Raw genomic sequence first — 25,443 nt, 5'->3', positions numbered from 1 at the left:
CAGTCAACGGATGCATTGGCTGACCCACCGCTTTCGCGAGCAAGCCCGCTCCCACAGGAGATTTGTGCTGGTTGATGGAGCTTGGAGGGCAGGCACAAAAAAGGCGACCCGAAGGTCGCCTCATTCAACGCGGCACTGATCAGAACTCGTGATCAGCGTTATCCGGGTTCAAGTCACTGATGCCCAGCTTGCCAGCAGCCTGTTCGATCGAACCGGTCTGCTTCACCAATGCGGCGATGGCGTCACGTACGATCTGGTTGCCTTTGTCGTTACCGGCAGCAATCAACTGGTCGTAGTGTTCGCCGTTGTTGGCGTGGTCCACCATCACCTGGATCTTCGCTTCGGTGGAGGCCAGGTCAGCCTTCAACGCTTCATCGGCCGCCGGGTCGGCCTTGGCCACCAGGGAGGACAGGCTGGCGCCGGTCATCTTGGTACCGTCGGTGCGGGTGTACTCACCCAGGTAAACGTTACGAATACCCTTGGCGTCGTAGAAGTGCGAGTTGTGGGTGTTGTCGCTGAAGCAGTCCTGTTCGTCTTCCGGCGAGTTGGCTTCCAGGGAAACCTTCATGCGCTCACCGGCCAGCTCGCCCAGGGACAGGCTACCCATGCCGAACAGCATCTTGCGCAGGCCATCGGTCGCAGGTTCTGCTTCCAGCGTGGCGCGGTAGTTGTCTTCGACGTTGGGCTTCCAGTTGCCGACCATTTCTTCCAGGTCGCTGACCAACAGTTGAGTCACGGCGCGCAGGTAGGTGCGGCGGCGCTCGTTGTGGCCGCCAGTGGCGCCATCACCGGTCATGTAGTCCGACGCTGGACGGTTGCCGGCGCCCGGGCCGGTGCCGTTCAGGTCCTGGCCCCAGAGCAGGAATTCAATTGCGTGGTAGCCGGTGGCTACGTTGGCTTCGGAACCGCCCAGCTCATTCAGGCTGGCGAGTTTTTCCGGGGTGATGTCTTTGACATCGACCTTGTCTTCGCCGACCTGGATCTCGTTGTTGGCGATGATGTTGGCGGTGGCGCCAGGGTTGCCCAGGGCGTGTTCGTAGGTCTTGTCGACGTAGTCGATCAGGCCTTCGTCCAGGGGCCAGGCGTTCACCTGGCCTTCCCAGTCGTCAATGATGGTGTTGCCGAAGCGGAACACTTCACTCTGCAGGTACGGCACGCGCGAGGCGATCCAGGCGGTACGGGCCGCTTTCAGGGTGTCGTCGTTCGGGTTGGCAAGGAAAGTGTCGATCGCGGTTTGCAGGGTTTTCGCGGTGGACTCGGCATCGCTGTACACCGCGAACACCATGTCAGCGTAATGCGCGACCACAGCCTTGGCGGCGGCCTCGTCTACCTGGCCTGCCGGGGCAGCCGCCGGGGCGGTGGTGCTGGCGGCGGCCGGGGCTTGAGGCGCGGCGGCCTTGTCTTTGCCTTCACCGCAACCGGCGAGCGAAATGGCAATGGCGAGAAGGCTGGCGGTGGCCAGGGGCATACGAATCATGGCGAACATCCTGCTTCGGTTGTTGATGGGGCACGCGGGGGGCGCGCAAAACTGCGACATAATGCGAAAGATTTGCATTTTGTGTAAAGCGTTATAAGCAGGAAATATTTAGTATCGATTTGCCGGCCATCGGTGCGCGTGGCCCCGATGGCCGGCATCGCTTCAGAGGATGGCGGCGTTATTGCGCTGGGCCTGCTTCAAGTAGGCCACCAACTCCCGTGCCGGCAAGGGTTTGCTGTAGTGGTAGCCCTGACCCTCGTGGCAACCCTCGGAGATGATGTAGGCCTCCTGTTCGGCGGTCTCCACACCCTCGGCGATCACCTGCATGCCAAGGCTTTTGCCGAGCTGGATGATCGCCCGCACGATGGTCGCATCGTCGTCGTCATCCAGCAGGTCCTGGACGAAGCTCTTGTCGATCTTGATCTTGTCCAGCGGCAGGCTTTTCAGATAGCTCAGGGATGAATAGCCGGTGCCGAAGTCATCAATCGCAATCAGTGCCCCGGAGCGGCGCAGGCTCAGCAGGTGCTGGGCGGCGGTGCTGATGTCTTCCATCAGGCCGGTCTCGGTGACTTCCAGCTCCAGGCTACGCGGCGGCAAGCGGTAGATTTGCAGCAGGTTGTTGACCACCCGTGGCAGCTCGGCGTGGTGCAGCTGTACGGTCGACAGGTTGACCGCCATCCGCAGCTCGGTGAAGCCCAGGTCATGCCATTCCCGCAGTTGCCGGCAGGCCTGGTCCAGTACCCATTCGCCGATGGCAATGATGGTGCCGTTCTGTTCGGCCAGGGGGATAAACAGGTCGGGCGGCACCAGGCCGTGCTCCGGGTGCTGCCAGCGGATCAACGCTTCGACACCCACCACACGGTGGTCGAGATAGCTGATCTGCGGCTGGTACACCAGGTGAAACTGCTCGCGGCTCAAGGCGTCGCGCAGATCCTTTTCCAGCTCGCGGCGGCGGCGCATTTCGCTGTCGACGCTGGCGATATAGAACTGGTAGCGGTTGCGCGAGCGGCTCTTGGCCAGGGTCATGGTCTGTTCGGCTTTTTGCAGCAGCTTCTCGGTGCTGTCGCCGTCTTCCGGGAACAGGGTGATGCCGATGGTGGCACGCAGGCGGATCTGTTCGTGATCGAGGGCGAATTCGGCTTCCAGGTCGTCGAGGATGCTTTGTGCCAATTCGGCGGCTTCGTAGGGCTGCTCGATATCGGCCTGCACCAGGGCGAACTGGTCGCCGCCGAGGCGGGCGAGGGCGCCGAGGCGGCCGCTGTGGGCGCGCAGGCGGTCGGCCAGGGCCAGCAGCAACTGGTCGCCGGCCTGGTAGGTGAACTGCTCGTTGACGCTTTTGAAGTCATCCAGCCCCACGCACAACACCGCGACCCGACGTTGCCGGCGGCCGGCGTCGATCAGGATCTTGTCCAGTTGCTCCTGCAGTTTCTGGCGGTTCGGCAGGCCGGTCAGGAAGTCGTACTGGGCCATGCGCAGCAGGCTGTTTTCCGCCTCATGGCGCAAGTGCGTATTGCGCTCGATGGATTCGAGCAACTGGTTGGCGGTGTTGATCCAGAGCCCCAGCTCGTTTTTCTCGTGGCCCTTGAGCTGCGGGATCTTGTGCTCGCTGGGGCGGTCGGGGTTGATCGAACTCAGGTGCTCGATGATGCGCGAGAGCGGCTTGGTCAGCAGCCAGTGATAGACCAGGTACAACACCAGCCCCATGGCCAGCGCCCGCAGCACCCCGGAGATGAAAATGATCACCGAACTGACGAGAAACCCTTTGCCATAGGTGGCGGTGTCGAGGGTGATGCTCAGGTCACCGTAGTACTCGCTGTAAGGCCCGCGCCCCACCAGCGGTGTGGTGAAAGTGCGTTCCTGGCCCAGAATCAGGTCGGTCAGCCAGCGGCTCGGGGATTGTTGCAGGTCGCGGGTTTTTTCCGCGAGCATGGTTTCGTTGGGGTGGCCGATGGAGGCCATGCGCACGGCATCATCCTGGAACAGACCTTCGATGACCTGCATGCCCATCTCCCGGTCCAGACTGTAGACGGCCTGGGTGGACGGGTCGCGAAACATGTCGAGGATGCGCTGGGCATCACCGGCCACGGCCTGGCGCGTCTTGTACGCATCAAAGACGATCTGCGCCGCGCTCAGTACCACGCCCACGGCCAATGCCGAAAGCAGTACCACCCGTAGCAACTTCACCGACAAGCTGTTTTTGAGTTCCAGCTTCAAAGGGTTATTCCTTGTTCCATGCGGGTAGCCTCAATATGCCATGAGTATTGGCAATCCCGTGAGGGCAGTCAAAGGGACATTGCGGCCAGGGCAGGTTTTGCAGTTTAGATGAGCGCGTCCGGGGGTAAGACGTTGGGAGGGGGAATGGAAAGGCAGGCCTGGCATGGAGTGAAGTCGGCGGATCGTACGTGCCGACTTCTTATACTGTCTTTTCAGGACGAGCGCGGGTTTTTCAGGCCAGCGAAACAAACCGTCGAGCGTCAGCGCCCATCAGGTAAACGAAATTTTCGGCGGTTGTGGCTGGTCTTGCGCCTGAGGGTCGATTTGCCCCAAGGCCTGTCGAGCTATGTCCACGGTCTTATCAAGGATGCCCAAGCTTTTGTCCAGGACGTCCAGGCCCTTATCTGTCACGTTATCGAACACGTTAAGTGCTTGAGGGGCCATGCCGATCAAAGATGCTAGATCCATATCAAGTTCTCCTGCAGTCAATCAGAGGGACATTCCTCTTACATGCTGCGTGGCGAAATCCTTTTGATGAGTTCCAGTGGTTTCCTGGCATTTTTCCATTTGTAATCGCCCACAAAAAAGCCCGGCAATCGCCGGGCTCTTTCTACTGCAAGCGGTACTTAAGCGGTGAAGGTCTTGCCTTCGAACTGCTCAGCCACGAACTTCCAGTTGACCAGGTTCCAGAACGCTTCCACATACTTTGGACGCACGTTGCGGTAGTCGATGTAGTAAGCGTGTTCCCAGACGTCGCAGGTCAGCAGCGGGGTGTCGCCGCTGGTCAGCGGGTTGCCGGCGCCGATGGTGCTGGCCAGGGCCAGGGAGCCGTCAGCCTTTTTCACCAGCCAGCCCCAACCGGAACCGAAGGTGCCGACGGAAGTCTTGGTGAACTCTTCCTTGAACTTGTCGAACGAACCGAAGGCAGCGTTGATCGCCTCAGCCAGTGCGCCGGTAGGTTGGCCGCCAGCGTTTGGCGCCAGGCAGTTCCAGTAGAAAGTGTGGTTCCAGACCTGAGCGGCGTTGTTGAAGATGCCGCCCGAAGAAGACTTGACGATTTCTTCCAGGGTCTTGCCTTCGAACTCGGTGCCAGGCACCAGGTTGTTCAGGTTCACGACATAGGTGTTGTGGTGCTTGTCGTGGTGGTATTCCAAGGTTTCCTTGGAAATGTGCGGCTGCAGGGCATCGTGTGCGTAGGGCAGCGGCGGCAATTCGAAAGCCATGATGATTCTCCTAATCAGGTCAGTTGCGGTGAGCGCAAGGCCGATCACGGGCGGCCAAACAAGCGCCGGGGAGTTTGTACTCTTTGCGGCGCAGGGGCTGGATCATAGCACCGGGGGTGCGGCAAAACCACGCAACAACTGTGTGGGATAGAGGTTCCAGAGCGTTTTGGAATATCTACGCTGCGCTGATTAATTGATAGGCCACGCTGAACATCATGGCGGCTACCAGCAGGTCCAGAATCCGCCAGGTGGAGGGGCGCGCCAGCCACGGTGCCAGCCATGCGGCGCCCAGGGCCAGGGTCATGAACCACAGGAACGAAGCGCTGGCGGCCCCGGCCACGTAGGCGCCCGGTTCGGTTTGCTGGGCGCCGAGGGAGCCGATCAACAAGACGGTGTCCAGGTACACGTGGGGGTTGAGCAACGTCACCGCCAGGGCGCTGAGCATCACCGCCTTCAACGAGCGTACCTTGAGGTTCTCGCCCTCGCCCAGGCTCTGCTTCGAGCAGGCCCGGCGCAGGGCGAGGGTACCGTACCAGAGCAGGAACGCCGCACCACCCCAGCGGGCAATCGCCAGCAATACCGGGTTATGCGCCAGCACGGTGGCCAGGCCGAATACGCCGGCGGCCACCAGGATCGCGTCGCATACCACGCACAGCGCTGCCACCGGCAGGTGATGTTCGCGCCGCAGGCTCTGCGCCAGCACAAACGCGTTCTGGGTGCCGATCGCCATGATCAAACCAAAGGCCACCAACAGGCCGTTCATATAGCTTTGCCACATAGGATTTACTCCGCGCCCGCCGCCAATTGCCGCAACACCGTCATGGCGCGCTCGGCATCGGCGCGGCCGACAAACAGGTGATCGTGGTAGTAGCCGGCAATCACGTTGCAACTGATCCCGGCCTGGCCCAGGGCCGTGGCGAACGCGGCGGTCAGGCCGACCGCTTCCAGGGCCGAGTGCACGTTGAGGGTGATCCACGCCGCCACGTAGTCGAAGGCCAGTCCGGCGCGCTCGGCTTGCTGGCGCTCGACGATCAACGTCAGGCCTTCCTGCTCGCGGAAGCTGCCGATCACCTCGCAACCTTCGGGGATTCGGCTGTCGGCCAGGGTGCAGAACACGTAGTCGCCGTCATTGAGCTGTGGGCTCATGCTGCGCAGCAGGGTTGCCAGGGCGGTTTCGCCAGCCATGTGGAGGTCCTTGAATAAGAAGAAGCGATGCTGGCTATTCTCCCGTCCAAGGCTGTATAAGAAAAACCAATATTGCTGATCGCTCATTAGGAAAACTGATGTTCGACTATAAATTGCTTTCCGCCCTGGCGGCGGTGGTGGAACAGGCCGGCTTCGAGCGGGGCGCGCAGGTACTGGGAATTTCCCAATCGGCGATTTCCCAGCGCATCAAGCTGTTGGAGGCGCGAATCGGCCAGCCGGTGCTGGTACGTGCCACGCCGCCGACGCCCACCGAGATCGGCCGCCGCCTGCTCAACCATGTGCAACAGGTACGATTGCTGGAGCGCGACCTGCAAAGCCAGGTGCCCGCGCTGGATGAAGAGGGCATGCCCGAGCGCCTGCGCATCGCCTTGAATGCCGACAGCCTGGCCACGTGGTGGGCCGAGGCGGTGAGCGACTTCTGCGCCGAGCAGCATTTGCTGTTGGACCTGGTGGTAGAAGACCAGACCGTCGGCCTCAAGCGCATGCGCGCCGGCGAAGTGGCAGCCTGTATTTGCGCCAGCGAACGCCCGGTGGCCGGTGCCCGCAGCCTGTTGCTCGGCGCGATGCGGTATCGGGCGCTGGCCAGCCCGGCGTTTGTCGCCCGGCACTTTCCCGAGGGCGTGCGGGCCGATCAACTGGCCCGCACGCCGGCGCTGGTGTTCGGCCCGGATGATTTCCTGCAGCATCGCTACCTGGCGTCCCTGGGCGTCGACGGTGGTTTCGAACACCATCTATGCCCCTCGTCCGAAGGTTTTATTCGCCTGACGGAAGCCGGATTGGGCTGGGGCCTGGTGCCCGAACTGCAGGTGCGCGACCAGCTGGAAAAGGGCGTGTTGGTGGAGTTATTGCCAGATAAGCCGATCGATGTGCCGCTGTACTGGCATCATTGGCGCAGTGGTGGACAATTGCTGGGCCTGCTGACGGATCATCTGGCACACACAACGGGGCAATGGTTGGTGCCGTTGGCGTGATGGCCAGCGTCAAGGCAACAGCGATGAAAAACGAAAGAATGCGGAGTAAGTCATGAAAATTCTGGTCACCGGCGCAAGCGGCTTCATTGGCGGGCGCTTTGCGCGTTTCGCCCTGGAGCAGGGCCTGGACGTGCGGGTCAACGGGCGGCGGGCCGAAGGTGTGGAACACCTGGTACGGCGCGGCGCCGAGTTTATCCAGGGTGATTTGAATGATCCGGACCTGGTGCGCGAGCTGTGCCGCGACGTCGAGGCCGTGGTGCATTGCGCCGGGGCCGTGGGGCTGTGGGGGCGTTATCAGGACTTCCACCAGGGCAATGTGCTGGTTACCGAAAACGTGGTGGAGGCCTGCCTCAAGCAGCGGGTCGGGCGCCTGGTGCACCTGTCTTCGCCGTCGATCTACTTCGACGGCCGTGACCACCTGGGCTTGACCGAAGAACAAGTGCCCAAGCGTTTCAAGCATCCGTATGCAGCCACCAAATACCTGGCGGAGCAAAAGGTGTTTGGCGCCCAGGAGTTTGGCCTCGAAGTGCTGGCCCTGCGCCCGCGCTTTGTCACGGGGGCCGGCGACATGAGCATCTTCCCGCGCCTGTTGAAGATGCAGCGCAAGAGCCGCCTGGCGATTGTCGGCGATGGCCTGAACAAGGTCGATTTCACCAGCGTGCACAACCTCAATGAAGCCCTGCTCAGCAGTTTGCTGGCGACGGGCTCGGCGTTGGGCAAGGTCTACAACATCAGCAACGGCGCCCCGGTGCCGGTGTGGGATGTGGTGAACTACGTGATGCGACAGATGGACATGCCTCAGGTCACCCGTTATCGGTCCTACGGCTTGTCTTACAGCGTTGCGGCGCTCAATGAAGCTTTCTGTGCCATGTGGCCAGGGCGCCCGGAACCGTCTTTGTCACGGCTGGGCATGCAGGTGATGAACAAAGATTTCACCCTCGACATCACCCGCGCACGGCATTATCTCGACTACCAGCCCAAGGTCAGCCTGTGGGCGGCCCTCGACGAGTTCTGCAGTTGGTGGAAGGCCCAGGACGTGGGACTTAAATAACCGGCAACACACCGGGAACCGAATTTGCGAACCCGGGTCGATCAGTGCGGCAGGTCGGGGGTTTATACTCCGACGCCTGGCTATCCATATGCCACCTCAAAGGATTTAAGGTTGATTCATGCGTAACGATGCTAACGACGACTTCGACAACGTTCCCAGCCTGCGGGCCGACACCTCGGACGACGATGATTTCGAGCCCACGCCGGCTACCTCCGTGCGCTCCCGGCCTGCGCCGGTTGTCAAGGTCAAGAGCGCCAGTACCGGGCCGCTGTGGGCATTGGTCGGTGCGCTGCTGTTCGCCTTCGCCGGCCTTGCCTGGTGGAGCTTCCAGCAGATTTCCCTGATGGGCCAGCAACTGGTGGCGACCCAGGAAAGCTTCGCGCGCATCAGCGAGGAAGCGGCGGGGCGCCTGCAGGATATTTCCGGCAAGGTGGTGGCCAGCGAAGCCAATGTGAATAATGGCAGCGAGGCCCTGAAACTGCAGATCAAGCAGCTGGAGACCCAGTTGCTGGAGCAGGGCAAGCAGCAGATGGGCGTGGCCGGCCAGGCAACTGACCTGGACAAGCGCCTGGAGCAGATGACCGCCAGCACGACCCAGCTGTCCAGTGCCAACGCGCAATTGCAGGGCCAGGTCCAGGCGCTGACGGAGGCGGTGGCTACCCTCAAGTCCCGGGACGCCGAGTTCAAGGACCTCTCCGCCGACGTCGCAGCCCTGAAAAAACAGGGCAACCCCACGGCCGCCATCGCCCGCCTGGAGCAGGACCTTGTGGTCCTCAAGAGCGAACTGGACAACCGCGCCGCGGCTTCGGACGGTCCGTCCACCAAGGAGTTCGACGTGTTCCGCATCCAGACCACGCGTAACGTCACTGCCTTGCAAAGCCAGGTGCAGAACCTGCAGCAGCAGATCAACCAGCCGGCCCGGATCACCCCTCTCGGGCAGCAGTGATGTGAGGTGCTGCAGGCGTCACTACACATGACGCCTGCAGGCCCTGGCACAATCAATGTCACCAATCGGTGACATTTCCCGTCTCCTTCGTTACTTGCCCTCGCGCCGCCCTTGTTTAGACTCCCGTCATCCCGCACATAATAAAAAGGGCTAATCATGACCACGCAACCACTGCCTGCCAGTAGTTGGCTGAACGCACCTGCCCATCACGCCTGGCTTGCCACTGAAGGCCAGCGCCTGCTGTCATTCGCCAAGGCTTCCAGGCTGCCTGACGGCTTCGGCAACCTCGACGATCACGGTGTTTTGCCGCCCGATGCCGTCGCTGAAACCATGAACACCGCCCGTATGACCCACAGCTTTGCCATGGCCCATGGCCTGGGCCTGCCAGGTTATGCCGACCTGGTGGAACACGGCGTCGTGGCCCTCAGCGGCCCGCTGCGCGATGCCCGGCACGGCGGTTGGTTCGCCACGCCCGACGCCCGCGACGGCAACACCGGCAAGGCCGCCTACCTGCACGCCTTTGTCGCCCTGGCCGCCAGCTCCGCAGTAGTGGCCGGCGCTCCCGGCGCGCAAACCTTGCTCAACGACGCGATCCACATCATCGACCAGTATTTCTGGAGCGAAGAGGAGGGCGCGATGCTCGAGTCCTTTGCCCAGGACTGGAGCGGGGTAGAAGCCTATCGCGGCGCCAACAGCAACATGCACGCCACTGAAGCCTTCCTGGCCCTGGCCGATGTCACCGGTGAAACCCGCTGGCTGGACCGGGCACTGCGCATCGTCGAGCGGATTATTCATACCCATGCGGCAGAAAACCGGGACATGGTGATCGAGCATTTCGACAGCCATTGGCAACCCCTGCGTGGTTACAACGAAGACAACCCGGCCGATGGTTTTCGTCCCTACGGCATCACCCCCGGCCACGGCTTCGAATGGGCGCGACTGGTGTTGCACCTTGAGGCTGCGCGTCTGGATGCCGGGCTCGTCACCCCTGAGTGGCTAGTGACCGACGCCAAGGGCCTGTTCGCCAGCGCCTGTGAATACGCCTGGGCCGTCGACGGCGCCCCCGGCATTGTCTACACCCTCGACTGGAGCCAGCGCCCCGTGGTACGCGAGCGCCTGCACTGGACCCATTGCGAAGCCAGTGCCGCTGCCCAGGCGCTGCTCAAACGCACGGGGGAGCTGCATTACGAAACCTGGTACCGGCGCTTCTGGGAGTTCTGTGAAACCCGTTTCATTGACCGCACCCACGGCAGCTGGCACCACGAACTGAGCCCGAAAAACCAGCCCAGCGCGAAAATCTGGGGTGGCAAACCGGACCTCTACCACGCCTGGCAGTCTGTCTTGCTGCCGGGGCTACCCTTGTCACCGAGCATGGCCAGTGCCGTGGCCACCGGGCGCTATGTCACCAAGTGGTGACATTTTGGCGTCCCTTTGTTACCTGCACCTGAAAAATCCCTGTTTAAACTCGTTTGCAGCGCAAGCACCGACTTGCATGCATAACAACAAGAAAAAAGGTACTCAGATGAAAGCGATCAGTCGCCTCGCCGTAGCTATTTCCGTTGCCTCGTTGTTTCCCCTCAGTGCTTTTGCCGCCGACTCGAAAGGGACGGTTGAAGTTGTGCATTGGTGGACCTCGGGTGGCGAGAAAGCGGCAGTAGATGTCCTGAAGGCCCAAGTTGAAAAAGACGGTTTCACCTGGAAAGACGGTGCCGTCGCCGGCGGTGGCGGTTCCACTGCCATGACCGTACTGAAAAGCCGCGCCGTTGCTGGCAACCCGCCAGGCATGGCCCAGATCAAAGGCCCCGACATCCAGGAATGGGCGTCCACCGGGCTGCTCGACACCTACGTCCTGAAGGAACCCGCCAAAGAAGAGAAGTGGGACAGCCTGCTGGACAAGAAAGTCTCCGATACCGTGAAGTACGAAGGTAACTACGTGGCCGTGCCGGTGAACATTCACCGCGTGAACTGGCTGTGGATCAACCCGGAAGTGTTCAAGAAAGCCGGTATCACCAAGAACCCGACCACCCTCGAAGAATTCTACGCAGCGGGCGACAAGCTCAAGGCCGCGGGCTTCATTCCGCTCGCCCACGGTGGCCAGCCTTGGCAGGACAGCACCGTCTTCGAAGCGGTCGTGCTCTCGGTCATGGGGGCTGACGGTTACAAGAAAGCCCTGGTCGACCTCGACGAAAAAGCCCTGACCGGCCCTGAAATGATCAAGTCCCTGACCGAGCTGAAGAAAGTCGCGACCTACATGGACGCCGACGGCAAGGGCCAGGACTGGAACCTGGAAGCCGCCAAGGTCATCAACGGCAAGGCCGGCATGCAGATCATGGGTGACTGGGCCAAGAGTGAATGGACCGCCGCCAAGAAAGTCGCCGGCAAAGACTACGAGTGCGTAGCCTTCCCGGGCACCGACAAGGCCTTCACCTACAACATCGACTCCCTCGCAGCCTTCAAGCAGAAAGACAAAGGCACTGCTGCCGGTCAGCAGGACATCGCCAAGGTCGTGCTGAGCGAAAACTTCCAGAAAGTCTTCAGCATCAACAAGGGCTCGATCCCGGTTCGTATCGACATGTTGCAAGACATGGGCAAATACGGCTTCGACTCCTGCGCCCAGACTGCTGCCAAGGACTTCCTGGCGGATGCCAAGACTGGCGGCCTGCAACCAAGCATGGCCCACAACATGGCAACCACGCTGGCGGTACAAGGCGCGTTCTTTGATGTCGTGACCAACTACATCAATGACCCGAAAGCTGACCCTGCCGATACCGCGAAGAAACTCGCGGCAGCGATCAAGTCGGCCAAGTAACGGTTAGTACCGAATGGCCTTGTGGGGGGACCCCTAACCCCCACAAGGCCTGTTCCTGTAGTCCTTTTTCCCTGTACTGGATTTTCCCATGAGTTCTGTTGCTGTGTTCAGCAAAGCCTCGCCGTTCGATGCACTGCAGCGCTGGCTACCCAAACTGGTGCTGGCGCCGAGCATGTTCATCGTTCTGGTGGGCTTCTATGGCTACATCCTGTGGACGTTCGTGCTGTCGTTCACTAACTCGACTTTCCTGCCGACCTACAAGTTCGTAGGCCTGGCGCAATACGTGCGCTTGTTCGACAACGACCGCTGGTGGGTCGCGAGCAAGAACCTCGCGGTATTCGGTGGCATGTTCATCGGCATCACCCTGGTGATCGGCGTGACCCTGGCGATTTTCCTCGACCAGAAAATCCGTCGCGAAGGTTTTATCCGCACCATTTACCTGTACCCGATGGCGCTCTCGATGATCGTCACCGGTACCGCCTGGAAATGGCTGCTCAACCCAGGCATGGGCCTGGACAAACTGCTGCGTGACTGGGGCTGGGAAGGCTTTCGCCTGGACTGGCTGATCGACCCGGACCGTGTGGTGTATTGCCTGGTGATCGCTGCTGTGTGGCAAGCCTCGGGCTTCATCATGGCGATGTTCCTCGCCGGCCTGCGCGGTGTTGATCAATCGATCATCCGTGCGGCGCAGATCGACGGCGCGAGCATGCCGCGCATCTACTGGAAAGTGGTGCTGCCAAGCCTGCGCCCGGTGTTCTTCAGTGCGGTAATGATCCTGGCGCATATCGCGATCAAGAGCTTCGACCTGGTGGCTGCAATGACGGCGGGTGGTCCGGGTTACTCCTCCGACCTGCCGGCGATGTTCATGTACTCCTTCACCTTCAGCCGCGGCCAGATGGGCATGGGTTCGGCCAGTGCGATTCTGATGCTCGGTGCGATTCTCGCGATCATCGTGCCTTACCTGTACTCCGAGCTGAGGACCAAGCGCAATGACTAGTCTTGCTGGCAAACCTGCCATCAGCCTGAGCCGCGTCGCGATCTACGCGGTGCTGATTCTCGCTGTCCTGCTGTACCTGGTGCCGTTGGTGGTCATGTTGCTCACCAGCTTCAAGACCCCGGAAGACATCAGCACCGGCAACCTGCTTAGCTGGCCCACCGTGATCACCGGCATCGGCTGGGTGAAAGCCTGGGCCACGGTTGACGGCTACTTCTGGAACTCGATCAAGATCACCGTTCCGGCGGTACTGATCTCCACCGCCATCGGTGCGTTGAACGGCTACGTGCTGTCGATGTGGCGCTTCCGTGGTTCGCAGTTGTTCTTCGGCCTGTTGCTGTTCGGCTGCTTCCTGCCGTTCCAGACCGTGCTGCTGCCAGCCTCGTTCACCCTCGGCAAGATGGGCCTGGCCAGTACCACCACGGGCCTGGTGTTCGTGCACATCGTCTACGGACTGGCGTTTACTACACTGTTCTTCCGTAACTACTACGTCAGCATTCCCGATGCACTGGTGAAGGCGGCTCGCCTGGATGGCGCGGGGTTCTTCACGATCTTCCGCCTGATCATCCTGCCGATGTCGACACCGATCATCATGGTGTGCCTGATCTGGCAGTTCACGCAGATCTGGAACGACTTCCTGTTCGGCGTGGTGTTCTCCAGCGGTGATTCGCAGCCCATCACGGTGGCGCTGAACAACCTGGTCAACACCAGTACCGGGGTCAAGGAATATAACGTTGATATGGCGGCGGCGATGATCGCCGGGCTGCCGACCCTGCTGGTCTATGTGGTCGCAGGCAAGTATTTCGTGCGCGGCCTGACGGCCGGCGCGGTCAAGGGGTAATCATGGCAACGCTTGAACTTCGTAACGTAAACAAGACCTACGGTACCGGCCTGCCGGACACCCTGAAGAACATCGAACTGTCGATCAAGGAAGGTGAGTTCCTGATCCTGGTCGGCCCTTCGGGTTGCGGCAAATCGACCTTGATGAATTGCATTGCCGGCCTGGAAAACATCACCGGTGGCGCGATCATGATCGGCGACCAGGACGTCAGCGGCATGAGCCCCAAGGATCGTGACATCGCCATGGTGTTCCAGTCCTACGCGCTGTACCCGACCATGAGCGTGCGCGAGAACATCGAATTCGGCCTGAAGATTCGCAAGATGCCCCAGGCAGCGATCGATGAAGAAGTGGCGCGAGTGGCCAAGCTGCTGCAGATCGAGCACCTGCTCAATCGCAAGCCGGGCCAGCTCTCCGGTGGCCAGCAACAACGCGTGGCCATGGGCCGTGCACTGGCGCGTCGCCCGAAGATCTACCTGTTCGACGAACCGCTGTCCAACCTCGACGCCAAGCTGCGGGTCGAGATGCGTACCGAAATGAAACTGATGCACCAGCGTCTGAAAACCACCACCGTCTACGTCACCCACGATCAGATCGAAGCGATGACCCTGGGCGACAAAGTGGCGGTCATGAAGGACGGCATCATCCAGCAGTTCGGCACGCCGAAAGAGATCTACAACGACCCGGCCAATCTGTTCGTGGCGAGCTTCATCGGTTCGCCGCCGATGAACTTCATTCCACTGCGCCTGCAACGCAAGGACGGCCGCCTGGTGGCGCTGCTGGACAGCGGCCAGGCCCGCTGTGAATTGCCGTTGAACATGAACGATGCCGGTCTTGAAGACCGCGAAGTGATCCTGGGCCTGCGCCCGGAGCAGATCGTGCTGGCCGCCGCCGAAGCCACCGGCGCGCCGACCATTCGGGCCGAGGTGCAAGTCACCGAGCCGACCGGTCCGGACACCCTGGTGTTCGTGCAAATCAATGACACCAAGGTCTGCTGCCGCCTGGCGCCCGATGTGGCGCCGCAAGTGGGCGAGACCCTGACCTTGCAGTTCGACCCGGCCAAAGTGTTGCTGTTCGACGCCAAGACCGGCGAGCGCCTGGGCACTGCCACCTCGTTGCCGGCACAGGATCGTGCGGACAACGTTGCTCAATTCAAGGGACGCTGAAGTTTCAAATGATGTGTAGGGGCTTTTGTGAGAGTCCTGCTCTCACAAAGAAGTAAACCGCGTTAGATAAAAACAGTTAATAACAATAAAGACGAGGATGTAGGGATGAAAAAGCACCACAACAACACCCGGTTGTTCTGCCAACTGTCAGCAGCAGCAGCCCTGGTACTGTCCGCCAATGCGATGGCGGACGACGCGTTCAGCGCCGACTCCAAGTGGATGACCGGTGATTGGGGCGGCGAACGTACCAAGCTGATCGAGCAAGGTATCGACATCAAGGCGGATTACGTCGGTGAAGTCGGTGGCAACCTTGGCGGCGGCTACAACAACGACAAGACTGCCCGTTACGCTGACCAGTTCGGTCTGGGCGTGGCACTGGACCTGCAAAAGCTGTGGGGCTGGGATAACACCCAGGCCAAGATCCAGTTGACCAATCGTAATGGCGCAAACATTTCCAACGACCGTATCGGTGACCCGCGTGCCGGCACCTTGAGTTCGTCTCAGGAAGTCGACGGCCGAGGCCACATGGTGCGTCTGACCCAGTTCTGGATTCAGCACCAGATGTTCGACAACAAGCTGGACGTGAAACTCGGTTACTTCGGTGAAGGCGAAGACTTCAACACCTTCCCGTGCGACTTCCAGAACCTGTCGTTCTGCGGCTCGCAGGTCGGTAACTATGTAAACACCTGGTACAACTGGCCCGTCAGCCAGGCGGCTATCCGCGTGAAGTACAACATCACGCCTGAGCTGTATGCGCAAATCGGTGCGTACAACCAGAACCCGTCGCAACTGGAGCACGGCAACGGCTTCAAGCTCAGCGGCAGCGGCACCAAGGGCACCGTATTGCCGGTTGAATTGGTCTGGTCGCCGAAGGTCAATGGCCTGCCGGGCGAATACCGTGTGGGTTACTACAAGAGCACCGCCGACGCTACCGACGTACGTGAAGACGTCAACGGTAACGATGCTGGCACCACGGGCGCAGCCTTCCGCGTTCGCAGCAGCAAAAGCGGTTACTGGGGCGTTCTGCAACAGCAACTCACCACCCACAATGGCGATGCTTCCCGCGGCTTGAACATTGCGGCCAACGTCACCTTCCACGACAAAGACACCAACCTGGTCGACAACTACCAGTCGCTGATGCTTGTGTATAAAGGTCCATTCGACGCACGTACAAAAGATGACGTGGGTATCGGTGTATCCCGTATCCATGCCAACAGTGACGTGAAGAAAAATGCTGAGTTGCTCAACGCGGCCGGCGGTTTCACGGATTACGACCAATCGGGTTACGCACCGCTGCGTAACACGGAGTACAACGTCGAACTCAACTACGGCATCCACGTCACCAACTGGCTGACCGTGCGTCCCAACCTGCAATACATCGCCAACCCAGGTGGTGTTAAGCAAGTCGACAACGCGGTGGTAGCGGGCCTGAAAATTCAGTCTACGTTCTAACGTTGTTGCGATAAGCTCCTTCTCTCTGTGCGCATTTTGCGGGTAGCCATGGCTATCCGCTTTTTTTTGTGTGGGAGCTGGCTTGCCTGCGATGCGAGCCCCGCGGTGTATCTGCCACACCGAGGCGATGCCATCGCAGGCAAGCCAGCGCCTGCAAAGATATTCAGGACCGTGGCACATGCATGAGCATCCGCTGCAACGCTTTTTCAAATCCCTGCGCGAGCGGCCGGTATTCGCCTGGGAACGCTTCCAGATGCGCGATGTGCTGGTGATCGATCACCCGCTCTGCCAGGCGGTGTTCAGTCGCCAGGGCGCGCAATTGCTGCACTTTCAGCCCACGGGCCAGAAGCCCTGGCTGTGGTGCGCGGCCAAGTGGCCGCAGGTCGGCGCCATCCGTGGCGGCGTGCCGGTGTGTTGGCCGTGGTATGGCCGCCATCCCAGCGAAAACGCCTGGCCGTCCCATGGTTGGGCACGGCTGATCGACTGGAAATTGCTGGACAGCAGCACCGACGACGACGGCGTGCGTTTGCACTGGCAATTGCAGCTATGCGACTGGCAGGTGGACCTGCATGCACACCTGGGGGAAACCCTGGAGCTGCGCCTGGCCACCGAGCACCAGGACGAGCTGCCGTGCCAATTGAGCCATGCTTTGCACGCTTATTGGCGGATTGGCAACGTTGGTGAGATAGCGCTGTCTGGGCTCGATGGCGCGCAGGGCTACGACCAGCTGAATCGTCAGGCGTGCCAGCAGGAAGGCGAGTTGCGTGTCGATGGTGGGTGTCAGCGGGTGTTCCAGCACGACGGCGAATTGCACCTCAAGGACCACGCCTGGCAGCGCGAATTGTGCATCGACACCGGCGAGAGTGCCGACACGGTGGTGTGGCACCCGGGGAGTCGACCGTTGCTGGGGGTGAGCTTCAACGAGGCTGCGGGGTTTGTGTGTGTGGAGTCGGCGATGGCTGCTGCGAGCCTGGCGCCGGGGGAGAGGGCGCATTTGAGTTTGCAGGCGAGGGCGGGGGCTTGATCCGGATGTTCCGGTGTTGCTGATGCCGCTTTCGCGAGCAAGCCCGCTCCCACATTAGACCGAGTTCCACTTTTGGAATGCAGTCGAATGTGGGAGCGGGCTTGCTCGCGAAGAGGCCGGCACATTCACAGTAGATTCGGGCCTAGTTGAATTCATCCCCAACCGGATACCGGCTGTCGTTCAAGCTCTCTTTGATCTTGCGCAAGTGCGGCTGGAAATCCACCCCGCGACGCAAGGTCATGCCCGTCGCCAGTACATCCAGCACCGTCAACTGAATGATCCGCGAGGTCATCGGCATGTAGATGTCGGTGTCTTCCGGCAACGGAATGTTCAGGCTCACCGTACTGGCCTTGGCCAGCGGCGAATTTTCGGCGGTCACGCCCAGCACCGAGGCGCCGTTTTCCCGCGCAATACGTGCTACTTCCACCAGTTCACGGGTACGCCCGGTGTAGGAAATGATCACGAACAACTCCCCGGTGTGGGCCACCGAGGCGATCATCCGCTGCATCAGCACATCGGCGTGGGCCGTGACCGACAGGTTGAAACGGAAAAACTTGTGCAGCGCGTCCATGGCCACCGGCGCCGAAGCACCCAGGCCGAAGAAGTGGATCTGCCGAGCCTGGATCAGCAGGTCGACGGCCTTGCTGATCAGGTTCGGGTCCAGGGCCTGGCAGGCGCTGTCGAGGGACGCGATGGCACTGCCGAAGATCTTCTGGGTGTAGGCCTCCGGGTTATCATCGGCCTCCACCGCGCGGCTGACATACGCCGCGCCACTGGCCAGGCTTTGCGCCAGCTGCAATTTAAGTTCAGGGTAACCACTCACGCCGAACGAGCGGCAGAAGCGGTTCACTGTAGGTTCGCTGACCGAAGCGGCCTGGGCGAGGGCGGCGATAGAGAAGCGGGTCGCCTGCTGCGGGTTGAGCAGGATGACCTCGGCGACTTTACGTTCAGCCTTGTTCAGTTCTTCGAGGCGTTTCTGGATCTGTTCCAGTAGATTTCGCACGCGGTCCATTCATGTTTCCTTAGGGCGACGATGCAAATAAGGGTCGTCAACCAATCGACGAGCGGCCCTTTGCGGTGGCCTATCCTACTGAGGGTAGTTGAACACCACCACTCGGAATACGTTTTTCGGGAAAATGTTGTGGTTATTACTACATTTTTCCTTGAGTGATGCCTTAAAAAAAGGTATTTGTAGCTTAACTTGATAAAAGAACAAACATCATGCCTTCGATAACCGTAGAACCCTGCACCTTTGCCCTGTTTGGCGCCTTGGGTGATCTGGCGCTGCGCAAGTTATTTCCTGCCCTCTATCAACTCGATGGTGCGGGCCTGCTGCACGAAGACACGCGCATCCTGGCCCTGGCCCGTGAGGCCGGTTCCGAGCAACAGCACCTGGCCCACATCGAAAAAGAATTGCGTGGTTACGTTGGCAAGGAACTGGACGAAACCGTCGCCCAACGTTTCCTGGCCCGCCTGACGTACCTGCATGTCGACTTCCTGAAGGCCGATGACTACGTCGCCCTGGCAGAGAACGCCGGCACTGAACAACGCCTGATCGCCTACTTCGCCACCCCGGCGGCGGTGTACGGCGCGATCTGCGAGAACCTGTCCAAGGTCGGCCTGGCGGAAAACACCCGCGTGGTCCTGGAAAAACCCATCGGCTCGGACCTGGATTCCTCGCGCAAGGTCAATGACGCCGTGGCGCAGTTCTTCCCGGAAAACCGCACCTACCGCATCGACCACTACCTGGGCAAAGAGACCGTCCAGAACCTGATCGCCCTGCGTTTTGCCAACAGCCTGTTTGAAACCCAGTGGAACCAGAACTACATCTCCCACGTGGAAATCACCGTGGCCGAGCAAGTAGGCATCGAAGGTCGCTGGGGCTATTTCGACAAGGCCGGGCAGCTGCGGGACATGATCCAGAATCACCTGCTGCAGCTGCTGTGCCTGATCGCCATGGACCCGCCGGCCGACCTGTCTGCCGACAGTATTCGGGACGAGAAGGTCAAGGTGCTCAAGGCCCTGGCGCCCATCAGCCCGGACGGCCTGACCACCCAGGTGGTGCGTGGCCAATACATCGCCGGCTACAGCGCCGGCAAGCCGGTACCGGGTTACCTGGAAGAAGAGAACTCCAACACCCAGAGCGACACCGAGACCTTCGTCGCCCTGCGTGCCGATATCCGTAACTGGCGTTGGGCCGGGGTGCCGTTCTACCTGCGTACCGGCAAGCGCATGCCGCAAAAACTGTCGCAGATCGTCATCCACTTCAAGGAACCGTCCCACTACATCTTCGCCCCCGAGCAGCGCTTGCAGATCAGCAACAAACTGATCATCCGCCTGCAACCGGACGAAGGGATTTCCTTGCGCGTGATGACCAAGGAGCAGGGCCTGGACAAGGGCATGCAACTGCGCAGCGGCCCGCTGCAACTGAATTTTTCCGACACCTATCGCAGCGCACGGATTCCCGATGCCTACGAGCGGCTGTTGCTGGAAGTAATGCGTGGCAACCAGAACCTGTTTGTGCGCAAAGATGAAATCGAAGCTGCGTGGAAGTGGTGTGACCAGTTGATCGCCGGGTGGAAAAAATCCGGTGATGCGCCCAAGCCGTACGCGGCGGGGTCCTGGGGGCCAATGAGCTCGATTGCACTGATCACGCGGGACGGGAGGTCTTGGTATGGCGATATCTGATTTGAAACTGCCTCAGGGCGTGACTGCCCATGAGTACCGCAACCCGGTGCTGCTGGCGGATGGCTTGGCCAATGACGTGGCCGAACAACTGCGCGCGGCCATCAGTGCCCGTGGCGAGGCGACCCTGGTGGTGTCCGGCGGCCGCAGCCCGGTGGCGTTCTTCCAGAACCTCGCCAAGCAAGGCCTGGACTGGTCCAAGGTGACCATCACCCTGGCCGACGAGCGCTGGGTGCCGGTGGAACATGCCGACAGCAATGCCGGCCTGTTGAAGAAGTATTTGCTGCAAGGCCCGGCGGCCAAGGCCAAGTTCCTGAGCCTGTACAGCGTCGCCGCCACCCTTGACGACGCTGCCGAGCAGGCCGATCGCCTGCTGGCCGAGTTGCCGACGATTGATGTGCTGGTACTGGGCATGGGCGACGACGGCCACACCGCGTCGCTGTTCCCCAACAGCCCGAACCTGGCTGAAGCGTTGAAGCCGGACGGCAGCCGTCGTTGCTGGCCGATGCTGGCGCCGACCGTGCCGCACCAGCGCCTGACCATGAGTCGCGCGCTGCTGGCCACCGCCCACTACACCGTGCTGTCGATTTCCGGCAGCTCGAAATTGACCACCTTGAGCGCCGCGCTGGCCAGTGACGACGTTGCTGCCATGCCGATACGCGCGTTTTTGCAACCTACTCTAGAGATTTACTGGTGCCCATGAGCCAAGGATCAGCCGCGATGAACAGCCCTCAACCTACCGTTTCCATGGCGGACAAAGTTGCCTTGATCGACAGCCTCTGCGCCAAGGCGCGGATCCTGCCGGTGATCACCATTGCCCGTGAACAGGACATCCTGCCGCTGGCCGATGCCCTGGCAGCCGGTGGTTTGACCGCACTGGAAGTGACCCTGCGTTCGCAGTTCGGCCTCAAGGCCATCCAGGTACTGCGTGAGCAGCGTCCGGAGCTGTGCACCGGTGCCGGTACCGTGCTGGATCGTCATATGCTGGAAGCGGCCGAAGTGGCCGGTTCGCAATTTATCGTCACTCCCGGGATTACCCGTGACCTGCTGGAAGCCTCGGTACACAGCTCGATTCCGCTGTTGCCGGGCATCAGCAATGCCTCCGGGATCATGGAAGGTTATGGCCTGGGTTATCGCCGTTTCAAGCTGTTCCCGGCTGAAGTCAGCGGTGGCGTGGCGGCGATCAAGGCCCTGGGCGGCCCGTTTGGCGAAGTGAAATTCTGCCCGACTGGTGGTGTTGGCCCGGCCAACATCAAGAGCTACATGGCGTTGAAAAATGTGATGTGCGTGGGCGGTAGCTGGATGCTTGATCCGGAATGGGTCAAGAACGGCGACTGGGCACGCATCCAGGAAACCACCGCCGAGGCGCTGGCCCTGCTGGACTGATTGGATTTACCGAATCGTTGTTGCTGTGTTCTACGGCATTTTTGCGGTGCACTTGGTCGGTGTGCCGCTTTTTTTTGCCTGCGGAAAATGGCCCACTCCCACTGTAGGAGCGAGCTTGCTCGCGAAAAAACCGAGAGCACCGCTGGGTGTCAGGTTTCCCGTGTCATCGTTAACGACCTTCGCGAGCAAGCTCGCTCCTACAGTGATATCGCGCTCAGTTCGGTGATGGCTTTGATCAGCGCATGAATGTCTGCCGCGGACGTCAAAAAGCCTGGTGTCACCCGAATACAACTGCCGAACGACGCCCCGCTGCGGGTTGTGGTGAAGAGGTCGTATTCCTTGAGCAGTCGGTCCGCCATCACCTGCTGATCCGGCTTGTCAGTGAACTTGAACGACGTAATCGCGCAATACAGCCGTGGGTCGTCGGGCGTCAGCACTTCAATTCCCGGCAACTGCCGCACCTCACTCACCCACAAATCCCGCAGGTAGTTGAGTCGGGCACCCTTGGCCTTCGAACCGCCCAACAAGCGATGCTCCTCGAACACCAGCGGCAAGGTCATCAGCGCCGGGAAATTCGGCGTGCTGTATGGCGTGCGGGCACGTACATCGGTGGCCGGGTAATGAAACTCACCCATGTCCGGATCAATGTCCGCCAACCGTTGCGGGTCGATGTAAATAAAGCCCAGGGTCAACGGCGCACCGATCCACTTGTGCAAGTTGAAACCGGCAAACGCGATACCCAACTGTGCCAGGTTGAACTCGATCTGCCCCAGCGCATGGGCGCCATCGAGGATCACATCAATTCCATGTTCCCTGGCAGCGCCGGCAATCGCCTCCACCGGCATCACCAGCCCGGTGCGGTGGGTCACGTAGGTCAGTGCCAGCAGTTTCAGGCGGGGATAGCGCAGGAACGCATCGCGATACGTCTGCACCAGGCTGTCGAAACTGGCCGGGTGTTCGTGGGCAATTTCGATCACTTCTACGCCGCGATTCTGCGCCAGCCAGCGCATGGCGCCCTTGACGGTGTCGTACTCCAGGTCGCTGATCAGCACCTGGTCGCCGGGCTGCAAGCGGTTGTAGTTGCGGATCAGCGACTGCAACGCATCCGAGGCGCAGCGGGTGAGGGCGATGGCTTCAGGATCGGCGTCCATCAACTGCGCCAACTGGTTACGGATCTCGACGTTTTCGCCCTGCTCGAAACGCTGGCGCACATGGATAGAGTTGCTGCGGTTGATGAAGGCGACGTTGTCCTGATACTGCTCAAGTACCGCGCGGCTCATGCGCCCGAAGTAACCGTTTTCGAGGTTGATCGGGCCGGGCTCCAGGTCGTAGCGCTGGGCGATGGCGTGCCAGTGTTGTTCGTCGCGGGTACTGTCCATGTGCGTGCTCTATTAATGACGAGGGGCGGGCTTGCCGTGCTTGGCGCGTAGGGGTTCCAGCAGTTCGGATAAACCGTTGTGGTCGATTTCCTGCATCAGGGCCAGCAACCCGCCCAGTTCGCCGTGGGGGAAACCTTCACGGGCGAACCAGTTCAGGTAGGGGCCGGGCAAGTCGGCAATGATCCGGCCCTTGTACTTGCCGAAGGGCATTTCGCGGGTGATCAGCAGTTCAAGTTTTTCAGGGTTCATTGCGGCTTCAGGTGTTTGAGTCGATGCCTTGGAAAATACAGGCATTCTGCATGGAGGCCAAATGACAGATCATGCAAATAAAGCGGATACAGATTTCTGTGTATTGGCTAACTTATTGAAATTTAAGTAATAAATTGTTTTTCAAAAGCTGGCACGGGCGCTGCAATTACTAATACACGTTTCTTAACCCGCGAAGGAATTGAAAAATGACTGATATCAACAAAGAATCGATCTCCGTACTCAACGACCTGATCGAGACCAGCAAAGACGGCCAGGAAGGCTTCAAGACCTGCGCAGAAGACATCAAGCACCCAGAACTCAAAGCCCTGTTTGCCAAACGTTCCGTTGATTGCGGTACCGCCGCTGCCGAACTGCAGACCGCAGTAAGAGCACTGGGTGGCGATCCAGAAGATTCCGGCAGCGTCGCCGGTGCCTTGCACCGTGGTTGGGTCGACGTGAAGTCGATGGTGACCGGTAAAGACGAAGAAGCCGTGCTGAACGAAGCCGAGCGCGGTGAAGACCACGCACTGAAGGCTTACAAAGAAGCGATCGAGAAGATCAACAAGCACAACCTGCTGGGCATTCGTGACCTGGTAGAGCGTCAGTTCCACGGCGCGCAACGCAACCACGACCAGGTGAAAGCCCTGCGTAACCAGGCTCGCGCTCAGTCTTGAGCCCCGCCTGAATAAAAAAGCCCCGCAGATGCGGGGCTTTTTCATGGGCGTTCGTTCAACCGATGCTGATGGCCGGCAGTTCGGTCAGGGTCACGGTCTGCTGCTTGCGTGGCGCGAGGATCTCGGCTTCCCCGTCTACCACCAGCTCATCGCGCTGGTTGAATACGCGGGTGGCGATGCGCACGCGGAATTTCGGCAGCTTCTCGAGGATTTCCAGACGCACGGTCAGGGTGTCGCCGATTTTGACCGGCTTCTGGAAGGTCATTTGCTGGCCGATATAGATCGTGCCGGGCCCAGGCAACTCGCACGCAACCGCCGCGCTGATCAGGGCGCCGCTGAACATGCCGTGGGCAATGCGCTCCTTGAACATGGTCGCCTTGGCGAATTCAGCGTCCAGATGCACCGGGTTGTGGTCGCCGGACATTGCCGCGAACAACTGGATATCGCGCTCTTCGACGGTCTTGCTGTAGCTGGCGGTCTGGCCGACTTCGAGGGCTTCGTAAGGCGTGTTGGTAACCTGGGTCATCAGTTGGTGCATCCTGTGGCTAATCAGAAATCTTAATATATTGATTTTAAACGAAAAATCATTCGCAGCGAGTAGGGCGGCGCAGCACTGCAGCCTGGGCCAGCCACGTCAGCACGTCGGCTGTGACCGCATCACGGTTGGTTTCGTTGAACAATTCGTGGCGCGCCTGTGGGTAAATGCTCAGCTCCAGGTGCTGGCAGCCGGCTTCGCGCAACGCGTTGGCCAGACTTTTGAGACGCTTGCCTTCACTGACCGGATCACATTCACCGCCCATTATCAGGATCGGCAGCCCCGGGTCTATCTGAGCGAGATTGGACGCTTTGCTGATTTGCTGCAAGCCGCCCAGCAGGTCGATCCACAGCTGGTTGGTGCAACGGAAGCCGCAAAGCGGGTCGCTGACGTACTTGTCGACCTCGGCCGGGTCACGGCTGAGCCAGTCGAAAGCGGTGCGATTGGGTTTGAACGCCTTGTTGAACGATCCAAATGACAGGAAATCAATCAGCGCACTGCGCCCGCGCAACCCCTGGCGCAGGCGTTCGACATGGGCAATCACCTTGGCCGCGCCGTACAGCGCCACCGGCTGGAAATTCGAGCCGCTGAGAATCGCCCCGTTAAGGCTCGCGCTGTGGTGCAGCAGGTACGCCTGGGCAATGTAGCTGCCCATGCTGTGGCCCAGCAGGATGATCGGCACCCCCGGCGCTTGCTGGCCGATATGCTGGTTGAGGCTCGCCAGGTCGCCCACCACCTTGTTCCAGCCGTCTTTCTCGGCGAACAGCCCCAGGGTGCCCTCGTCGGCGGTACGCCCGTGGCCGCGCTGGTCGGGGGCGTACAGGCCGTAGCCGGCATCGCACAACGCCTGGGCCAGGCGGGCATAGCGGCCACTGTGCTCGGCCATGCCGTGGGCCAGCATGATCAGCGCCTTGGGCGGCCCGTCCGGCAGCCACTGGTTGACGTACACCCGACTGCGGTCATTCGCGGTCAGCCAGAAAGTGGTGTGGTTCATGGCGCTTCCTTTGCTCAGGGTCGTTGCAGTGTATAGCTCATTCACCGCAGGCCGCTGGATCAGCGCTGGCCTTGGCGGGGAGATTCACACAATCAATGACGCATCTTGTTGTATTTGCCTGATTGACCATAGCTGCTAACGTCCCCAAAGCTCCGCTTTCATCGCAACAT

At 60.5% G+C, this 25,443-nt stretch carries 25 protein-coding genes and 1 pseudogene; 14 read left to right on the top strand and 12 right to left on the bottom strand.

Features of this window, described 5'->3' with window-relative positions; all coding sequences use genetic code 11:
• Window positions 1-139: 139 nt before the first annotated feature.
• The 6 genes from HX801_RS13760 to HX801_RS13735 all read right to left on the bottom strand — a co-directional run bounded on the left by HX801_RS13760 (window position 140) and on the right by HX801_RS13735 (window position 6,099).
• On the bottom strand, window positions 140-1,477 hold the full coding sequence (locus HX801_RS13760; RefSeq protein WP_003212990.1) for an imelysin family protein: 1,338 nt from the start codon (window positions 1,475-1,477) through the stop codon (window positions 140-142).
• A 162-nt stretch (window positions 1,478-1,639) separates the two neighbouring features.
• Window positions 1,640-3,691 (bottom strand): bifunctional diguanylate cyclase/phosphodiesterase, encoded by a 2,052-nt coding sequence (locus HX801_RS13755; RefSeq protein WP_003212994.1) that lies wholly within the window; start codon window positions 3,689-3,691, stop codon window positions 1,640-1,642.
• A gap of 270 nt (window positions 3,692-3,961) precedes the next feature.
• Window positions 3,962-4,159: a hypothetical protein gene (locus HX801_RS13750; protein WP_003212995.1), complete on the bottom strand. Its 198-nt coding sequence runs from the start codon at window positions 4,157-4,159 to the stop codon at window positions 3,962-3,964.
• Between the two features lie 158 nt (window positions 4,160-4,317).
• Window positions 4,318-4,914 (bottom strand): superoxide dismutase, encoded by a 597-nt coding sequence (locus tag HX801_RS13745; protein ID WP_003212997.1) that lies wholly within the window; start codon window positions 4,912-4,914, stop codon window positions 4,318-4,320.
• Window positions 4,915-5,089: 175 nt separating this feature from the next.
• Window positions 5,090-5,692 carry a LysE/ArgO family amino acid transporter gene (locus HX801_RS13740; RefSeq protein WP_177022246.1) on the bottom strand — a complete coding sequence of 201 codons (603 nt, stop codon included), beginning with the start codon at window positions 5,690-5,692 and terminating at the stop codon, window positions 5,090-5,092.
• Window positions 5,693-5,697: 5 nt separating this feature from the next.
• Window positions 5,698-6,099 (bottom strand): ACT domain-containing protein, encoded by a 402-nt coding sequence (locus tag HX801_RS13735; RefSeq protein ID WP_003213000.1) that lies wholly within the window; start codon window positions 6,097-6,099, stop codon window positions 5,698-5,700.
• A gap of 98 nt (window positions 6,100-6,197) precedes the next feature.
• On the opposite strand from HX801_RS13735, the gene HX801_RS13730 reads away from it, so the two are divergent.
• The 10 genes from HX801_RS13730 (at window position 6,198) to HX801_RS13685 (ending at window position 17,371) form a co-directional block, all read left to right on the top strand.
• Entirely contained in the window at window positions 6,198-7,091 is an 894-nt protein-coding gene (locus HX801_RS13730; RefSeq protein WP_003213001.1) for a LysR family transcriptional regulator ArgP, read from the top strand.
• Window positions 7,092-7,143: 52 nt separating this feature from the next.
• Entirely contained in the window at window positions 7,144-8,142 is a 999-nt protein-coding gene (locus HX801_RS13725; protein ID WP_177022245.1) for an NAD(P)-dependent oxidoreductase, read from the top strand.
• Between the two features lie 118 nt (window positions 8,143-8,260).
• Window positions 8,261-9,088: a hypothetical protein gene (locus HX801_RS13720; protein WP_003213005.1), complete on the top strand. Its 828-nt coding sequence runs from the start codon at window positions 8,261-8,263 to the stop codon at window positions 9,086-9,088.
• A 156-nt stretch (window positions 9,089-9,244) separates the two neighbouring features.
• Entirely contained in the window at window positions 9,245-10,504 is a 1,260-nt protein-coding gene (locus tag HX801_RS13715; protein WP_177022244.1) for an AGE family epimerase/isomerase, read from the top strand.
• A gap of 106 nt (window positions 10,505-10,610) precedes the next feature.
• Window positions 10,611-11,897, top strand: a complete 1,287-nt coding sequence (locus tag HX801_RS13710; RefSeq protein WP_177022243.1) for an ABC transporter substrate-binding protein — start codon at window positions 10,611-10,613, stop codon at window positions 11,895-11,897.
• Between the two features lie 88 nt (window positions 11,898-11,985).
• The gene (locus tag HX801_RS13705; RefSeq protein ID WP_003213011.1) at window positions 11,986-12,894 is read left to right on the top strand and encodes a carbohydrate ABC transporter permease; all 909 of its coding nucleotides are present in this window, start codon (window positions 11,986-11,988) and stop codon (window positions 12,892-12,894) included.
• Window positions 12,887-13,732 (top strand): carbohydrate ABC transporter permease, encoded by an 846-nt coding sequence (locus tag HX801_RS13700; RefSeq protein ID WP_003213012.1) that lies wholly within the window; start codon window positions 12,887-12,889, stop codon window positions 13,730-13,732. The genes HX801_RS13705 and HX801_RS13700 overlap by 8 nt, the downstream gene beginning before the upstream one ends.
• A gap of 2 nt (window positions 13,733-13,734) precedes the next feature.
• Window positions 13,735-14,895, top strand: coding sequence for an ABC transporter ATP-binding protein (locus tag HX801_RS13695; RefSeq protein ID WP_003213014.1), 1,161 nt, complete (start codon window positions 13,735-13,737; stop codon window positions 14,893-14,895).
• Window positions 14,896-15,000: 105 nt separating this feature from the next.
• Entirely contained in the window at window positions 15,001-16,347 is a 1,347-nt protein-coding gene (locus tag HX801_RS13690; RefSeq protein ID WP_177022242.1) for a carbohydrate porin, read from the top strand.
• 178 nt (window positions 16,348-16,525) lie between these two features.
• On the top strand, window positions 16,526-17,371 hold the full coding sequence (locus tag HX801_RS13685) for a D-hexose-6-phosphate mutarotase (protein ID WP_003213018.1): 846 nt from the start codon (window positions 16,526-16,528) through the stop codon (window positions 17,369-17,371).
• Window positions 17,372-17,513: 142 nt separating this feature from the next.
• On the opposite strand, the gene HX801_RS13680 is transcribed toward HX801_RS13685, so the two are convergent.
• The gene (locus tag HX801_RS13680) at window positions 17,514-18,374 is read right to left on the bottom strand and encodes a MurR/RpiR family transcriptional regulator (protein ID WP_173406104.1); all 861 of its coding nucleotides are present in this window, start codon (window positions 18,372-18,374) and stop codon (window positions 17,514-17,516) included.
• 218 nt (window positions 18,375-18,592) lie between these two features.
• Here HX801_RS13680 and zwf point away from each other — a divergent pair, with 218 nt between their 5' ends.
• Genes zwf through HX801_RS13665 form a run of 3 tightly spaced genes read left to right on the top strand, consistent with a single transcriptional unit; the run spans window position 18,593 to window position 21,442 of the window.
• Window positions 18,593-20,059 carry a glucose-6-phosphate dehydrogenase gene (zwf, locus tag HX801_RS13675; RefSeq protein ID WP_003213023.1) on the top strand — a complete coding sequence of 489 codons (1,467 nt, stop codon included), beginning with the start codon at window positions 18,593-18,595 and terminating at the stop codon, window positions 20,057-20,059.
• Window positions 20,046-20,759, top strand: coding sequence for a 6-phosphogluconolactonase (pgl, locus tag HX801_RS13670; protein WP_087693179.1), 714 nt, complete (start codon window positions 20,046-20,048; stop codon window positions 20,757-20,759). The genes zwf and pgl overlap by 14 nt, the downstream gene beginning before the upstream one ends.
• A gap of 17 nt (window positions 20,760-20,776) precedes the next feature.
• Window positions 20,777-21,442, top strand: a complete 666-nt coding sequence (locus HX801_RS13665; RefSeq protein WP_003213027.1) for a bifunctional 4-hydroxy-2-oxoglutarate aldolase/2-dehydro-3-deoxy-phosphogluconate aldolase — start codon at window positions 20,777-20,779, stop codon at window positions 21,440-21,442.
• 99 nt (window positions 21,443-21,541) lie between these two features.
• Here the strand turns inward: HX801_RS13665 and HX801_RS32025 are convergent.
• From HX801_RS32025 to HX801_RS13655, 3 genes and pseudogenes are all read right to left on the bottom strand, one after another.
• Window positions 21,542-21,649 (bottom strand): annotated as a pseudogene (locus HX801_RS32025) (outer membrane lipoprotein carrier protein LolA); the annotation flags it as partial.
• Entirely contained in the window at window positions 21,640-22,821 is a 1,182-nt protein-coding gene (locus tag HX801_RS13660; protein ID WP_177022241.1) for an aminotransferase class V-fold PLP-dependent enzyme, read from the bottom strand. The pseudogene HX801_RS32025 and the gene HX801_RS13660, both read right to left, overlap by 10 nt.
• Before the next feature lie 12 nt (window positions 22,822-22,833).
• Window positions 22,834-23,070, bottom strand: coding sequence for a DUF3820 family protein (locus tag HX801_RS13655; RefSeq protein ID WP_003213031.1), 237 nt, complete (start codon window positions 23,068-23,070; stop codon window positions 22,834-22,836).
• Window positions 23,071-23,276: 206 nt separating this feature from the next.
• Between HX801_RS13655 and HX801_RS13650 the strand changes: the two genes are divergently transcribed.
• A complete protein-coding gene (locus HX801_RS13650; RefSeq protein ID WP_003213033.1) occupies window positions 23,277-23,744 on the top strand; it encodes a PA2169 family four-helix-bundle protein in 468 nt (155 codons plus the stop codon).
• A gap of 55 nt (window positions 23,745-23,799) precedes the next feature.
• On the opposite strand, the gene HX801_RS13645 is transcribed toward HX801_RS13650, so the two are convergent.
• Both HX801_RS13645 and HX801_RS13640 read right to left on the bottom strand, forming a co-directional pair.
• Complete coding sequence (locus HX801_RS13645) at window positions 23,800-24,270, bottom strand: MaoC family dehydratase (protein WP_003213034.1); 471 nt, start codon at window positions 24,268-24,270, stop codon at window positions 23,800-23,802.
• A gap of 58 nt (window positions 24,271-24,328) precedes the next feature.
• Window positions 24,329-25,273, bottom strand: a complete 945-nt coding sequence (locus tag HX801_RS13640) for an alpha/beta hydrolase (protein ID WP_003213037.1) — start codon at window positions 25,271-25,273, stop codon at window positions 24,329-24,331.
• Window positions 25,274-25,443: the final 170 nt, after the last annotated feature.

This window comes from Pseudomonas sp. G1002, assembly GCF_013385455.1.
Taxonomy (GTDB): domain Bacteria; phylum Pseudomonadota; class Gammaproteobacteria; order Pseudomonadales; family Pseudomonadaceae; genus Aquipseudomonas.
The sequence above is the reverse complement of the archived record's forward strand: the minus strand, read 5'-3'. Positions and strand labels throughout refer to the sequence as shown.

Bases quoted from the DNA above. Each gene is read 5' to 3' on its own strand.
- HX801_RS13690 (WP_177022242.1), top strand. From the start codon at position 15,001: ATGAAAAAGCACCACAACAACACCCGGTTGTTCTGCCAACTGTCAGCA.
- HX801_RS13715 (WP_177022244.1), top strand. From the start codon at position 9,245: ATGACCACGCAACCACTGCCTGCCAGTAGTTGGCTGAACGCACCTGCC.
- zwf (WP_003213023.1), top strand. From the start codon at position 18,593: ATGCCTTCGATAACCGTAGAACCCTGCACCTTTGCCCTGTTTGGCGCC.
- HX801_RS13760 (WP_003212990.1), bottom strand. From the start codon at position 1,477: ATGATTCGTATGCCCCTGGCCACCGCCAGCCTTCTCGCCATTGCCATT.
- pgl (WP_087693179.1), top strand. From the start codon at position 20,046: ATGGCGATATCTGATTTGAAACTGCCTCAGGGCGTGACTGCCCATGAG.
- HX801_RS13710 (WP_177022243.1), top strand. From the start codon at position 10,611: ATGAAAGCGATCAGTCGCCTCGCCGTAGCTATTTCCGTTGCCTCGTTG.
- HX801_RS13700 (WP_003213012.1), top strand. From the start codon at position 12,887: ATGACTAGTCTTGCTGGCAAACCTGCCATCAGCCTGAGCCGCGTCGCG.
- HX801_RS13720 (WP_003213005.1), top strand. From the start codon at position 8,261: ATGCGTAACGATGCTAACGACGACTTCGACAACGTTCCCAGCCTGCGG.
- HX801_RS13730 (WP_003213001.1), top strand. From the start codon at position 6,198: ATGTTCGACTATAAATTGCTTTCCGCCCTGGCGGCGGTGGTGGAACAG.
- HX801_RS13735 (WP_003213000.1), bottom strand. From the start codon at position 6,099: ATGGCTGGCGAAACCGCCCTGGCAACCCTGCTGCGCAGCATGAGCCCA.
- HX801_RS13645 (WP_003213034.1), bottom strand. From the start codon at position 24,270: ATGACCCAGGTTACCAACACGCCTTACGAAGCCCTCGAAGTCGGCCAG.
- HX801_RS13745 (WP_003212997.1), bottom strand. From the start codon at position 4,914: ATGGCTTTCGAATTGCCGCCGCTGCCCTACGCACACGATGCCCTGCAG.
- HX801_RS13640 (WP_003213037.1), bottom strand. From the start codon at position 25,273: ATGAACCACACCACTTTCTGGCTGACCGCGAATGACCGCAGTCGGGTG.
- HX801_RS13725 (WP_177022245.1), top strand. From the start codon at position 7,144: ATGAAAATTCTGGTCACCGGCGCAAGCGGCTTCATTGGCGGGCGCTTT.
- HX801_RS13665 (WP_003213027.1), top strand. From the start codon at position 20,777: ATGAACAGCCCTCAACCTACCGTTTCCATGGCGGACAAAGTTGCCTTG.
- HX801_RS13660 (WP_177022241.1), bottom strand. From the start codon at position 22,821: ATGGACAGTACCCGCGACGAACAACACTGGCACGCCATCGCCCAGCGC.
- HX801_RS13685 (WP_003213018.1), top strand. From the start codon at position 16,526: ATGCATGAGCATCCGCTGCAACGCTTTTTCAAATCCCTGCGCGAGCGG.
- HX801_RS13655 (WP_003213031.1), bottom strand. From the start codon at position 23,070: ATGAACCCTGAAAAACTTGAACTGCTGATCACCCGCGAAATGCCCTTC.
- HX801_RS13650 (WP_003213033.1), top strand. From the start codon at position 23,277: ATGACTGATATCAACAAAGAATCGATCTCCGTACTCAACGACCTGATC.
- HX801_RS13750 (WP_003212995.1), bottom strand. From the start codon at position 4,159: ATGGATCTAGCATCTTTGATCGGCATGGCCCCTCAAGCACTTAACGTG.
- HX801_RS13740 (WP_177022246.1), bottom strand. From the start codon at position 5,692: ATGTGGCAAAGCTATATGAACGGCCTGTTGGTGGCCTTTGGTTTGATC.
- HX801_RS13705 (WP_003213011.1), top strand. From the start codon at position 11,986: ATGAGTTCTGTTGCTGTGTTCAGCAAAGCCTCGCCGTTCGATGCACTG.
- HX801_RS13695 (WP_003213014.1), top strand. From the start codon at position 13,735: ATGGCAACGCTTGAACTTCGTAACGTAAACAAGACCTACGGTACCGGC.